General features: G+C 65.8%; 10 protein-coding genes and 2 pseudogenes. 9 read left to right on the plus strand and 3 right to left on the minus strand.

The window, feature by feature from the left end; all coding sequences use genetic code 11:
- Both LIG30_RS02390 and LIG30_RS02395 read left to right on the plus strand, forming a co-directional pair.
- A partial coding sequence (locus tag LIG30_RS02390; RefSeq protein ID WP_038709350.1) for a VRR-NUC domain-containing protein occupies positions 1-1,637 on the plus strand: 1,637 nt, incomplete at its 5' end.
- Positions 1,634-3,934: an ATP-dependent DNA helicase gene (locus LIG30_RS02395; protein WP_038709351.1), complete on the plus strand. Its 2,301-nt coding sequence runs from the start codon at positions 1,634-1,636 to the stop codon at positions 3,932-3,934. The genes LIG30_RS02390 and LIG30_RS02395, both read left to right, overlap by 4 nt.
- A 33-nt stretch (positions 3,935-3,967) precedes the next feature.
- Here LIG30_RS02395 and LIG30_RS02400 read toward each other — a convergent pair whose 3' ends face one another.
- The 3 genes and pseudogenes from LIG30_RS02400 to LIG30_RS02410 form a co-directional block, all read right to left on the minus strand.
- Positions 3,968-4,738, minus strand: a complete 771-nt coding sequence (locus LIG30_RS02400; RefSeq protein ID WP_038709352.1) for an IclR family transcriptional regulator domain-containing protein — start codon at positions 4,736-4,738, stop codon at positions 3,968-3,970.
- A gap of 176 nt (positions 4,739-4,914) precedes the next feature.
- Positions 4,915-5,154: a DUF2164 family protein gene (locus LIG30_RS02405; protein WP_038709353.1), complete on the minus strand. Its 240-nt coding sequence runs from the start codon at positions 5,152-5,154 to the stop codon at positions 4,915-4,917.
- A 213-nt stretch (positions 5,155-5,367) separates the two neighbouring features.
- Positions 5,368-5,586: pseudogene (locus LIG30_RS02410) on the minus strand (nucleotidyltransferase family protein); the annotation flags it as partial.
- 124 nt (positions 5,587-5,710) lie between these two features.
- Between LIG30_RS02410 and LIG30_RS02415 the strand changes: the two are divergent.
- From LIG30_RS02415 to LIG30_RS26945, 7 genes and pseudogenes are all read left to right on the plus strand, one after another.
- Entirely contained in the window at positions 5,711-8,218 is a 2,508-nt protein-coding gene (locus tag LIG30_RS02415; protein ID WP_083493863.1) for a type VI secretion system Vgr family protein, read from the plus strand.
- Between the two features lie 2 nt (positions 8,219-8,220).
- A complete protein-coding gene (locus LIG30_RS02420) occupies positions 8,221-9,108 on the plus strand; it encodes a hypothetical protein (protein WP_038709355.1) in 888 nt (295 codons plus the stop codon).
- Between the two features lies 1 nt (position 9,109).
- On the plus strand, positions 9,110-10,351 hold the full coding sequence (locus LIG30_RS02425; RefSeq protein ID WP_326973029.1) for a WD40/YVTN/BNR-like repeat-containing protein: 1,242 nt from the start codon (positions 9,110-9,112) through the stop codon (positions 10,349-10,351).
- Positions 10,341-10,646 (plus strand): hypothetical protein, encoded by a 306-nt coding sequence (locus LIG30_RS02430; RefSeq protein WP_152985979.1) that lies wholly within the window; start codon positions 10,341-10,343, stop codon positions 10,644-10,646. Before LIG30_RS02425 ends, LIG30_RS02430 begins: the two co-directional genes overlap by 11 nt.
- Complete coding sequence (locus tag LIG30_RS24850; protein ID WP_038709358.1) at positions 10,643-10,933, plus strand: PAAR domain-containing protein; 291 nt, start codon at positions 10,643-10,645, stop codon at positions 10,931-10,933. Before LIG30_RS02430 ends, LIG30_RS24850 begins: the two co-directional genes overlap by 4 nt.
- A gap of 156 nt (positions 10,934-11,089) precedes the next feature.
- Entirely contained in the window at positions 11,090-12,238 is a 1,149-nt protein-coding gene (locus tag LIG30_RS02435) for a hypothetical protein (protein ID WP_152985980.1), read from the plus strand.
- A pseudogene (locus LIG30_RS26945) lies at positions 12,235-13,005 on the plus strand (ImcF-related family protein); the annotation flags it as partial. The gene LIG30_RS02435 and the pseudogene LIG30_RS26945, both read left to right, overlap by 4 nt.

Consider the following 13,005-nt stretch of genomic DNA (forward strand, 5'->3'; position numbering starts at 1 on the left):
TGCTCGACGACGGCGAGCACGCGTTCCTGCGGCATTTCGCGGCGCTGCCGCAAGCGTCGCGCGCGCTGCTGGTGCGGATGCTGATGCGCAAGGGGCCGGATTTCCGCGCAAGCAAGCTCGTCTACGACGAGATCGGCTGCACGCTTGCGGCGGCCGCGCCGCTCGTCGAACTGGGCTGGGTCGATCCGGCGCCGCCGCTGACGCTCGACGACATCTTCGACCTGACGACCAAGGCCGAGCTGCTGCGGATGTTTCCGACGCTGGCCGGCTGTGCGTCCGCGCGCAAGCCAGACTGGCTCGACTACCTGCGCGCCGATGCAGATGCCAATGCCGATGCCGATGCCGATGCCAATGCCGATGCCGCCCGGCCGTTCGGCGCCTGGTTTCCCGACAGCGGCGATCGCGTGCTGCGCGTGACGGTCGGCGCGCAATGCGACCGCCTGCGGCTGATGTTCTTCGGCAACCTCCATCAGGACTGGACCGAATTCGTCCTCACCGATCTCGGCGTCTTCCAGTACGAGAGCGTGCCGCTCGCGTCGTCGTCGCGGGCGTTCCAGCGGCGCGAGGACGTCGATGCGTATCTGGCGCTACACGCGTGTCGCGACGCGCTCGATGCATGGCCGGACGACGTGCCGTTCGACCCGCTGTTCGCCCGGATCGACGCGGTGACGTGCGGGCAGGCATGGCTCGCCACGCGCCGCGCGAAGCTGCTGTACGGGCTCGGCCAGTGCTGCGAGCGGCGCGAAGCATGGCCGCTCGCGCTGACCGTCTACGCGCGCAGCGGCTGGCCGGGCAGCCGGCACCGGCGGATGCGGGTGCTGGAGCGCTGCGGGCGCGACGGCGATGCGCTCGCCCTCGCGCTCGACGCGCGCGCCGCATTCGAAAGCGACGAGGAGCGCCAGCGCGTCGAGCGCATGCTGCCGCGCCTGCAACGGCGTCTCGGTCACGCGGTGACGCGCGCGGCGGCGGCCGCCGCCGCGCCGCGCGAAACGCTCGTGCTGGCGCGCCCGGGCGAGCCGACGAGCGTCGAATTCGCCGTGCGCGACCATCTCGCGCTGCCGGCGGCGCCGGCCCATTACGTCGAGAACACGCTGATCAATTCGCTGTTCGGGCTGCTGTGCTGGGACGCGATCTTCGCGGCGGTGCCGGGCGCGTTCTTCCATCCGTTCCAGCGCGGGCCGGCCGACCTGCACGCGCCCGATTTCGCCGCGCGGCGCGCCGACACGTTCGCGCAGTGCTTCGCCGAGCTCGGCAGCGACGCGTATCGCGACACGATCCGCCGCCATCATGCGACGAAAATGGGGCTTCAATCGCCGTTCGTGTTCTGGGGCGTCCTGAGCCCGGCGTTGCTCGACGACGCGCTGGCGTGCCTGCCGCCCGCGCATCTGCGGCTCTGGTTCACGCGCCTGCTCGCCGACATTCGCGCCAACCGCTCCGGGCTGCCGGATCTCGTCCGGTTCTGGCCGTCCGAGCGGCGCTACGAACTGGTGGAAGTGAAGGGGCCGGGCGACCGCCTGCAGGACAACCAGACGCGCTGGCTCGCGTACTGCATCGCGCACGGAATGCCGGTGCGCGTGATCGACGTCGAATGGTCGGACGACGATGGCGCGCCTGTCGAGGCGGGAGGCGCCGCATGAGCTACGTCGTCGCGGTGCGGGCGATGTGCGCGTTCACCGCGCGGCGCGGCGACCTCGACCTGCGTTTCACGCCCGCGCCGACCGCGCTGGAAGGGATCGCCGGGCACGGCGCGGTGACGTCGCGGCGCAGCGGCGGCTACGAGACCGAGATCGCGTTGAGCGGCGTGTGGCGCACGCTGACGGTGCGCGGCCGCGCGGACGGCTACGACCCGGTGGCGAACCGGCTCGAGGAGATCAAGACCTATCGCGGCGATCTCGACGCGATGCCCGCGAACCACCGCGCGCTGCACTGGGCGCAGGCGAAGGTGTACGGACACCTGCTGTGCGAGGCGCGCGGGCTGGCGGAGCTGACCGTCGCGCTCGTCTATTTCGACATCGACGCGGAGCGCGAAACGCGGCTGACCGAGACGCTGCCCGCGAGCGCGCTCGCGGCGTTCTTCGCCGAGCAGTGCGCGTGCTTCGTCGACTGGGCCGAGCGCGAGGCCGCGCACCGCGATGCGCGCAACGCGGCGCTGCGCGCGCTGGCGTTTCCGCACGGGCGCTTCCGGGCCGGCCAGCGCGAGCTGGCGGTGGCCGTGTACCGCGCCGCGCGCGACGGGCGATGCCTGATGGCGCAGGCGCCGACCGGGATCGGCAAGACGCTCGGCACGGTGTTTCCGCTGCTCAAGGCGTGCGGCGAGGACCGGCTCGATCACGTGTTCTTCCTCACCGCGAAGACGCCCGGCCGCGCGCTCGCGCTCGACGCGGTCGCCACGCTCGGCGGCGGCACGCCCGCGCTGCCGCTGCGCGTGCTGGAGCTGGTCGCGCGCGACAAGGCGTGCGAGTACCCGGACAACGCGTGCCACGGCGAATCGTGTCCGCTCGCGCGCGGCTTTTACGACCGCTTGCCCGCGGCGCGCGACGCGGCATTCGGCGGCGGCATCCTCGACCGCGACGCTGTGCGCGCGGTCGCGCGTACGCACGAGGTCTGTCCGTATTACCTCGCGCAGGAACTGGCGCGCTGGTCCGACATGGTGATCGGCGACTACAACTATTACTACGACGGCAGCGCGCTGCTGTACGCGCTCGCGCAGGAGAACCAGTGGCGGGCCGGCGTGCTGGTCGACGAGGCGCACAACCTGCTCGACCGCGCGCGCAAGATGTACAGCGCATCACTCGATCCGTTCGATTTCGCGGCGGCACGCGATGCCGCGCCGCCGGTGCTGCGCAAGGCGTTCGAGCGGCTCGGCCGCGCATGGCGCGCGATCAATCGCGCGCAGGACAGCCGTTACGCCGCAGGGCCGGCGGTGCCCGGGCCGCTGCTGTCGGCGGTGCAGAATCTCGTCGCGGCGATCGGCGAGCATCTGGCCGACGCGCCGCGCGCGAGCGGCGATGCGCTGCTGCGTTTTCATTTCGATGCGCTGCAGTTCGCGGCGCTGGCGGAGGCGTTCGACGACGCGTCGATCTTCGACGTGACGCTGCACGGCGAGCCCGCGCCGCAACTGCCCGGGATCGGCGGCGGGGCGCCGGCCGCGCGCAGACGGCGCGTGATGTCGACGCTGTGCGTGCGCAACGTGATCCCGGGCGCATTCCTCGCGCCGCGCTATGCCGCCGCACATGCGACCGTGCTGTTTTCCGGCACGCTCAGCCCGTTCCATTTCTATCGCGACACCCTCGGCCTGCCGCGCGACACCGGCTGGCTGGACGTCGACGGGCCGTTCCGCGCCGAGCAATTGACGGTGCGCGTCGCGAGCCACGTGTCGACGCGCTGGCGCGACCGCGACCGCTCGCTCGCGCCGATCGCAGACCTGATTGCCGCGCAGTACGCGCAGCGGCCCGGCAATTATCTGGGTTTCCTGAGCAGCTTCGATTACCTGCAGCGCGTCGTCGCGCTGATGCGCGAGCGTCACCCGGACGTGCCGGTGTGGGAGCAGGCGCCCCGCATGGACGAGGCCGAGCGCGACGCGTTCCTCGCGCGCTTCGCGCCGGGCGGGCGCGGCGTCGGTTTCGCGGTGCTGGGCGGCGCATTCTCCGAGGGCGTCGATCTCGCCGGCGAGCGGCTGATCGGCGCGTTCATCGCGACGCTCGGGCTGCCGCAGGTCAACGACGTCAACGAGCAGATGCGGCGCGCGATGGACGCGCGGTTCGGCAACGGCTACGACTACATGTACCTGTACCCGGGGCTGCAGAAGGTCGTCCAGGCAGCCGGACGGGTGATCCGCACCGAGCACGACGAGGGGGTGGTCCACCTGATCGACGACCGCTACCGGCGGCGCGAGGTGCGCGAACTGCTGCCACGCTGGTGGCGGATCGGTTGAGCGCGGGGCGCAGGGATCCGCCGCGCGACGTCGTCACAGCACGTTGAGCATCGTGAGCGCCGTTTCCTGAAGGTGCGGCAGCACGCGCCGCACGGCGGCCTCGGTGGTTTCCGTGCCGATCGGCATGTTCGTGCTCAGCGCGGCCACCACTTCGCCGTGACGGTTCTTCAGCGGCACCGCGATCCCGCGCACGCCGACCTGCAGTTGCTGTTCGATGACCGCGTAGCCGTCGACGCGCGCCCGGTCGATCTGTTCGAGCAGCCGCGCCTTGTTGGTGATCGTATGCGGCGTGAACGGCGGGAGCTCGGCGGCGTCGAGCCACGCGCGGACCGCGTCGCGGTCCGGCTGGTGCGCGAGCAGCACGACGCCCGGCGAGGTCAGCGGCGCGGGCACCCGCGCGCCGAGCACGAAGCCCGTCGTCATCACGCGCGACACGCCGTTGCGCGCGATGAACACCAGATCCCATTCGTCGAGCACGCTCACATAGGCGGATTCGTTCAGCGACGCGCTCAACTGCTGCAGATAGGGCTGAACCAGGCGCGGCAGGCGGGCCGAATCGAAATACGACCAGCCGACCCGCAGCACGCGCGGCGTGAGGCCGTAGAGCTTGCCGTCGGTGTACACGTAGCCGAGCGATTCGAGCGTCAACAGGTACCGCCGCGCGGCGGTGCGGGTGAGGCCGGTGCGGGCGGCCGCCTGCGTGGGCGTCATCCGCGCATGCTGGCTGTCGAACGCTTCGAGGATCATCAGGCCCTTTTCGAGGCCGGCGATCCAGTCGCGCTTGTCGAGTTCGGCTTTTTTCATGCAGGCAAGACCATCGTGGAGTGCGTTATTCGCTCAGGGGTGAGCGATTATCGCGCAGATTCGTGCGACGTTCGCGTGTTCGCGAGGGGGCGCGTGGGATGGTTGTGCGGATCGCCGATGGTTTCGCGGATCGGGCAGCGGGCGATTCGTGTGCGCGCTGCGTGCGTCAGGCTGAATTAGTTTCCGTAGAGGTCAAACGACTTGAGTTGTTCGACGATATCGGCGGATTTCTTCTCGACCAGCCTGGCGGCGTCCAGCAGCCCCTGGTGGTAGTACTCGCCCCGCATCGTATCCACGATGCTCTCCGCGACCGAGATAACCTTCGCATCTTCCGCGCGGACTTTCAGGTCTCTCTCGAGAAAGGTCTGGATCATGGTGGTTATTCTCACGATGTTTTCCGTTCGTTTTTCGTCCATGGGGCAATCCTGAAGGCCAAGAAGGTGTAAATGAGGACGCGCTTCTTGCGCGACCGTCTCGGGCGCGACATCGCGTGCACGACCTGGCCAGGCTAGGGGCGTGCATGCACACGATCAATAGGATCATTCTGAATTTGTGCGGTGCCGGGCGTCGAAGTGGTGCCCCGCGGCACGTGAGCCTGGAGCGGTGCGTTTCCGTCAGGCGATTTCAGCTCATACCGGCTGCGCGTCCGCGAGCACCTCGGCCAGGAACGTCGGCGGCAGGTCGGCTGGCGTGAGCAGATCGACATGGACGCCGAGCAGCGTTTCCAACTCGTCCTGCAAGCCGCCCAGGTCGAACAACGTGGCGCCAGGCAGCGCGTCGACCAGGAGATCGAGGTCGCTGCCGTCCCGGTCGGTGCCATGCAGCACCGAGCCGAAAACGCGCGGATTTTAGGAACAGTACGATCGACATTTACCTGATGATTTGCTTAACTCGTGCGCATCTGACGGCATCTCGTCCGTAGCGGCAACGCGGGCGGTCGTGCCGGTTGGGAAACCTAACGACAGCGGCGCTATGCGAACCATTCAGGATGTGCTCCAGCACCGGAGCGCAATCGTCACCCAGCCTTTCCATCTCGAGATCGCGACGCTGCAGTCGCCGGTGTCCGTCTTCTCGTTCGTCCTGAACGAGGCAATGAACACGCCGTTCCTGGCGGACATCACCGCCACCTCGCCGGACAAGCGTATCGACGGCGCGGCGGTGGTCGGGCGGCCGGCGATCTTCACGATCGAGGAGTACGCGTCGGTGCCGTCGATGCCGGGCCTGATCGAGCCGGTGCGCCACGCGGCGCGCACCGTGCATGGGATCGTCACGAGCTGGACGCGGGTCAAGACGAGCCGGGACGAGGCGACCTACCAGCTGCATCTGAAGCCGCGCCTCGCGCTGCTCGGCGAGGTGCACGATTCGGCGGTGTTCCTCGATCGTTCGTTCCGCGAGCTGCTGACCGACACGATCGTCGATCGCGATCTGTTCGATTCCTACGACGTCGAATTCGATCTGGACGGGCTGGACGAGAAAGTCGAGCAGACCGTGATGTACGAGGAGACGGTCGCGAATTTCATCGATCGGCATTGCCGACGTGCCGGCGTGTATTACTACTTCAGGCAGGCCAGGAAGGACGACGGCCCGCAGCGCGACACGCTGGTGCTCAGCAACACGGCCCGCGGCTACATGCGGGCGCTGGAGGTGCCGCTGCTGCCGAATTCCGGCCTCGTCAGCTGGCACGAGGCGATCCTGACGCTGGCAGTGACGCGCGCGCTCGTGCCGCAGACCGTGCGCGAGCGGGATCACAATTATCGGCGGCCGGACGATCCGCTGCAGGTCGAGTCGATCGTCGCCCACGACGACCGCTCGGTGTTCGGCAGCGTGAACCGCAGCAACGAGCATTTCCATACGGTCGACGAAGGGCAGGCGCTGGCCGACGCGCGGCGCGACGAACTGGTCACGCGGCAGACGCGCATCACCGGCACCAGCAACGTGATCGGCATGACGCCGGGCATGGTGGTGCGCGTGACCAACGACACCGTGCCCGAAGCGCCGTACGGGATCGTGATCACGAAGCTCGTCACGACGGGCAGCCGGAAGCAGTCGGTGACCAACACGTTCGAGGCGATCCCCGCGCACCTGACGTACCGGCCCGAGTACGATCCGCCGAAGCACTGGAGATGGATCGGCGGGACGCTCATCGGCACGATCGAATCCGGCGACGACGAGCCGTATGCGTGGATGGACGAGCATGGCCGCTACCGGGTGAAATTCCAGTTCGCGCGGCACAGCGGCAAGCGCGGCACGAACAGCATGCCGCTGCGCCAGCTGCGCACGTCGGCATCGTTTCACGGCGGCTTGCACATTCCGTTGCTGCCGCGTACCGAGGTCCGGATCATCGCGACGCAGGCGAATTGCGATCGCTTGCTGATCGCGGGCGCCGTCCACGACTACGCGCGCCGGGATCTGGTGCACGGCAAGGAGGGGTGGTACAGCCGCACGGTGTTCCGCTCGCCGCTGCTCGGCAACAAGCTGCGCTTCGAGGACCTGAAGGGGCACGAGGGCGCCAAGCTCGCGTCGGTGTTTGCGAAGTCGTCGGTGTCGCTCGGTTATCTGGTCGACAGCGAGAAGCGGAAGCGCGGCGAGGGCTTCGAAGTGGCGACGCAGGGCTGGGGCACGGTGCGTGCGACGAAGGGGCTGTTTGTGTCGGCCGATTCGTTTGCGAATCCCGATGCGCCGCATCTCGACATGCAGGCGGCGTTGACCCAGCTTCGGGCTGCGCTCGCGGAGGCCGATACGATGCGCGCCGTTGCCCAGCGCGCGACGGCGGAGCTGGCGGAGGTCAAGGCCCAGCAGACCCAGCTCGAAACGGCGTTCAAGGACCTGCAAAAGGCGGTTCTTCTGCTGTCTGCCCCAGACGGTATCGGTGTTGTTACGCCCAAGAGCATTCAGCTCTCAGGCGGCGAGAATTTGGCCGTGACGGCTGTCGCGAATGCCGATTTCAGCGTCGGTCGTAGTTTCACGGTGGCGTCCGGGCGAGCTGTTTCGCTGTTCGCGAACCAGAACGGCATCAAGGCATTGGCAGCTAATGGCAAAGTCGATGTGCAGGCGCAGCATGGCGAGATGAGCCTTGTCTCTCATGACGGGATGAGCATCGCGAGCGCCAACGGCCGAGTGACCATCACGGCCAAGGAAGAAATTCTACTTGTATGTGGCGGGTCGTATCTGCGCATCACGCCCAGCGGTATCGAGGACGGCACGCGCGGCGACCGGACAATCTATTCGGCATCCTACCAGAAGCTCGGTCCGAAGGGCGTGTCGGCGGCTATTCCTGCGCTACCGGCGATGACGGGGGCATTCAATCAGGCGTTCGTCGTGCGCTGGACGGGCACGCAGATTCCGGCAGGCAATGCAAAGTACCAGCTGTTTTCAGACGGGACTCTGATCGCTGAAGGAATAACCAATGAAAAGGGCGAGACCTCGTTGACCAACAGTCACGTGCCGCAGGATGCGGTACTCAAGCTTCTGGGCGATTGAACATGGCTGAAAACGAAAATCCGAAGGTGATCGGCGTCTTCCATTCCTACATGACGCCAGCGGGCTACACGCAGCGGGCCGATGCAGAAATCGGCAAGTGCGACCTCAACGTGCCGCCCGCGGCTGATTCGATCATAGGCGAATGCGAGTACTACTATCGCCCGCTGAATTGCGGCTACACCGAGACCGTCGAAAAGATCAAGCTCTCGAATGCGTCTTCCGCAGCCGCGTTTGCTGCGATGAAGGTATTTGCGCGTGATTTCAATCCCTGGAAAGACGTCGAGATCATCGAACGTCTCTTGAAGCGCCGCGAGAAGCTGATTCCGCCGAACTGCACGGATTCCGACTGGTCGCGGCACAGCAATTTCATGATGAGGCACATCGGCTGTGGACACAAGCCGCCGTCGTATTACATCAGCTACGGGTATTACTACTGCTCGAACTATGGAGCGAGCCTGAAGCCCCGTTTGAGCGAGAAGGGGAAAGACTGGCTGGATAACGCGCGGTGGGCGCTGCAGAAGTACATGGGAAAGGGTTTGATGCAGAACATGCAGGGGGATGTGATCAAGCTGGCCAGCAAGAGTCCTCGTAATGGCAAGTTCGAGATGAAGATGCCGCAGTACCAGCTGGAAGTAAGCGAGGAGAATTTCAAGAAATTCGCATTCAAGACGCACCCCCTCGCCTATCTGGACGGTGGTCTGGCCTGGTTGAATCCGATCGATATGGCTTTGATTCTGAGCGGCCCCGCCGCCGAAGAATGGGGAGACGTGGACACCTACAAGCAGGTCACATCAAGCATGTCAGGGGCCTTGAAGAACTATGGCGGCGCAATCAGCGATGAATCGAGCGAACTCGTGAATCGGGCATTGAACCGGCTGATGAACAAGTGACATGCGCCCATCCTTCTGGAAGACCTTGCTGGCCGGGCTGACCCTGGCCACCGTAACGATTTATGGATACCGAATCATGACGACACCAGGCTGGAGCACCGTCTCGACAGAATTCATGAAAGCGGATCAGCCCTATGGCGGTGGCGCATTCGTTCTGCGCGGCAATGAAGTCATGACACTCAAGCTGGCCGGTCCGGCCATCACGTTCAAGCCAAGGAGCGAGCGTAAGAAACCCGACGTCGCGGAGCCGACCGAGCCGTGGATGAACAACTCCCACGAAAGACTCAACCGATCTACGGTGAATTTCCTGCGGGGCACGCTGGAAGGCGGGATGACCCGATCGTTCCAGCAGCCGGCCCAAGGCACCGCATGGTGGTATTCGAAGGACTGGAACACGATCTACGTCGCGACTGACTGGATGGACTATAAGATTCCCGAACCGGAGAATGGACTGTCACCTCACATTGCCAAGCTCTGGCGAACGGTTGATGGGGGCCGTACCTGGTCGGAACTCGATTGGCCGGAGGACCGCAACATCAATCGTCTGTACTTTCTCGATTCGCAGCGCGGCTACGCGATCGGCTGGGGGCCGCACGTCTGGCGCACGGCCGACGGCGGCCGGTCGTGGCAGGAAATCCCGCCGCCGCCGATGGCCACCGATGCCAGCAAGCCACGGCAGCGGTTCAGCGCGATGGACCTCGGCCCGGACGGCACGCTGCGCGTCGCCTATTACGTGCCGATGCTCGGCAAGATCCAGCTGTCGAGCGTGGTGTACCGGCTGCGCTGGGAGGCAGCGCAATTCGAGCAGGATGTCGTGCTGCCGGATCAGGTTGTCGTCCAGCTGGGCTCGACCCTCGAACCGCCGGGCTATACCTACTCGATCTACGCGCTGTCGAAGTTGGGTCCTCCTCGCGACTGGAATGACCGGAACGACAAGGGGAAGCGCACCGGGGCGATTTCGACGTGGGCCAACTACCAGACGCCGCCGGTCACGCAACTGCACACGTTTGACGAGCGTTACAAGGTTGGGGGTCTTGGCGTGGGAAAGCGTGGCCTGCTGCTCGTCTACGCGAGCGACACCAATCGCGCGGGTGCGCCGCATGACATCACGTTCTACAGCAGCGACTTCGGCAAGTCCTGGAACGACGTCGATGACGGGATCAGCCAGGGTGGCTGGTTTGATCGCGAAACCAATACGCAATATGCGCTTTATGCCTACACGCTCAAGAAACGTGCGTTCTGAATGGGGCGGCTTGATCGCTGCGGCCATGCTCGTGTTGTCTGGTATGGCGCACGCTGGCACGGACAAGCGGTGCTTCGAAATCGCGTCAAGATGGGCCGTGCCGGGAAACATCCCGGCGAGCAACACCGCCTATGCGGTCTATGACCGCCACCGGCGGGAGCTCTACCGTGGCCGTACCGACGACAAGGGCATCGCGCACATCTGTGTCGCTCGGCTGCCGAGCGACGCAACGATGCTTCTTGATCCCGACGGCAATTCGGCAACGCCTATGCCCATATTCGAGGAAAGCCCATGAGCCGTCGCCCATACATCCGCAACGGAGACCGAACCAACGTCGGCGGTCAGGTCGAAACGCCGGATCGCAAGGATAGGCTCGATGGCCGCATTGCGGCCTACGAGGATGATCCGGTCTGGTGCCCGGAGTGCAAGACCTATGGCCGTATTGGCTGCATGGGAGAGCGGCTTCCGGAATTCGGCGCGGGCGGCAAGCGGTCGGCGCTCGCCGATGATCTGTGTCTGTGCGAGTGCCGACCCAATCCGGTACTGATTCCGTCGCAGACGGCCTCGTTTTCCGGGAGGTAAGCGCCATGCTGGCACACGATTCGACCGATATGCCTGCGGGCGCTGCACTTGGGCTGCACGACGATGCCGGTTGATCTGAAGCAGATTGGGCCGCCCAAACAGTATCCGGCACGTGGACCCGGGCTACGCGTATGGCTTGTTGTCTGGGTGGTATGCGTGCTGCTCGTCGATGGGGCCGTGCTGCTACTGTGGCCCAAGAGCACACCGGCGCAGGGCGCGTGGTTCTGGTTGCTGATTGCAGGTCTGCCCAACGTGGTTTTCTTCGCACTCGTCGCGTGGAACCGGGCTCACTATGAGAGCCAGCATTTGCATGCCCTGTATTACAACGACCATCGCGAACGGCGTCGCCGGGAATTGATCGCCGAGGGCCAGCGGTTCCTGCATGTGCTGGGCTACACCTATCAGCTCCCGCTGAAGCGCGGAGCGTTTGCCCAGACCGTGGCCGAGGGAGAGAGCGTGTTGAAGGCCCAGCCGCTGCGCGACGGCAGCACGATCATTCGCCATCTTCGTCTGCCCGACGATGCCGAGCACGACACCTCCGATCCGCGGCTCGCGCAGGTGCTGCAGCGGTCAACGCTCGCACGCGAAGGCAAGCTCCATGCTCACTTGCTGGCGCCGCTGGTCGACATGATCGAGGCACTGGTCGCGTCGGGCGTTTCGCCGGCGATCCGGTTGGTCATCACGGATGGTGAGCCAGTCGAATCGGCATTGGAGCAGATTCACATCGTGATGGGCGCTTTTCACTTGCCGGCATTTGAGCGCAAAGCCATTCCCGGAAGCGGCGGCCTGATGCTGATCGACGAATGGCTGGATGCGAAGGAGCCGCGCCCATTGTTGGTCATTGCCACTGCATTGCATGACGTGCCACCGGAAGAAAGCACCGAAGGCGGCGTTGCCATGCTGCTTGTACCGGAATCCCTTCGCCTGCCGCAGGGAGTCGCCCCATGCGCGACGTTCTACCGCCCTGTTTCGAGGTTGGCCGATGAGTTGGGGGAAGGCATTGCGCTCAGCATGCTCTGGGGTAAGGCCGCGCCTCCAGCCATTGAACACGCATGGGTGACAGGATTTGCCGAAGACCAGCATACGCTGATCGGCGAAGCGTGTCGCCGCACGGACCTGGCGCGTTTGACGACCTACGCGTCCCGCTACAACCCGGATCGGGTCGTCGGTCATGCGGGCGTGGCCGCCGGCTGGCTGGCTGCCGCAGCGGCGTCGGAATGCGGCGCCGCTTGCCCTCAACTCATTCTGAATCGTGCGTCGGCCATGCAGGCCGCGATCGTGCACGCGCATCCAGTTAAAACATGAAAACAGAACCGACTATTACCCCGGACAGCATTGCCGAACCTTCCCCGAAACCCCGTCCTCTTGCTGCATGGGGATTTCCGGCGTTTGTCGTGATTCTTGGTGCGTTCGCGCTGGCAATTGTCTGGGTGAACGGCGCGGCAGTGGGTTTGCCGTCGACGGACGCGCGGAAGACAGCCAGCCTGTGGATCGTCGGCGTGATGTTCGGCGTTGTCCTGCTTCACGGTCTCGTGTCGCGCGTGGGCGCATACGAGTTGGCGGGTGCGACTTTTCGGACACGTTTCGGCGCGGATGCGAAAGCGTCGGACGCCGTGCCGACTTCGAAACGCGATGCCCGCCTGCAATTTCTTGTCGACGAGTTGCGCACGTCACACGGCTGGCGCTGGCGCAACCGGACCCGCTGGCTGCTGGTGAACGGCGCGGACGCGCTGATCGAAGGCGTCGCGCCAGGCCTGAAACGCGCGGGCGCAATGCCGGTCGGCGATGTGATCCTCGTGCACGCCGCGCCGGACGGCATCGACGCAGCGCAATGGCGTCGCCAGATCCGGCAACTTCGACGCCGCCGGCCCGTCGACAGCTTGATTCAGGTGGTGCGGCTGGAGGAGGGCAGCCGATCCGGCGAGGCACTGCCGCGCACGCTGGCCGGGCTCGCCACGGATCTCGGCTGGGCCGCGCCGGTCACGTTCCTGCACGCGGTGCCCGCGCAGGGCAGCCAACCCGACACATTCGACGCAATCGGCGCGTTTCCCGGTCCGGCACTCAAGGGCGCG

It is taken from the genome of Burkholderia sp. lig30 (assembly GCF_000687455.2).
GTDB lineage: Bacteria > Pseudomonadota > Gammaproteobacteria > Burkholderiales > Burkholderiaceae > Burkholderia.

What these genes read in the sequence shown, in the direction of transcription:
- LIG30_RS02395 (WP_038709351.1), top strand. Translation starts at nt 1,634, where the DNA reads ATGAGCTACGTCGTCGCGGTGCGGGCGATGTGCGCGTTCACCGCGCGG.
- LIG30_RS02425 (WP_326973029.1), top strand. Translation starts at nt 9,110, where the DNA reads ATGCGCCCATCCTTCTGGAAGACCTTGCTGGCCGGGCTGACCCTGGCC.
- LIG30_RS24850 (WP_038709358.1), top strand. Translation starts at nt 10,643, where the DNA reads ATGAGCCGTCGCCCATACATCCGCAACGGAGACCGAACCAACGTCGGC.
- LIG30_RS02400 (WP_038709352.1), bottom strand. Translation starts at nt 4,738, where the DNA reads ATGAAAAAAGCCGAACTCGACAAGCGCGACTGGATCGCCGGCCTCGAA.
- LIG30_RS02405 (WP_038709353.1), bottom strand. Translation starts at nt 5,154, where the DNA reads ATGGACGAAAAACGAACGGAAAACATCGTGAGAATAACCACCATGATC.
- LIG30_RS02415 (WP_083493863.1), top strand. Translation starts at nt 5,711, where the DNA reads ATGCGAACCATTCAGGATGTGCTCCAGCACCGGAGCGCAATCGTCACC.
- LIG30_RS02420 (WP_038709355.1), top strand. Translation starts at nt 8,221, where the DNA reads ATGGCTGAAAACGAAAATCCGAAGGTGATCGGCGTCTTCCATTCCTAC.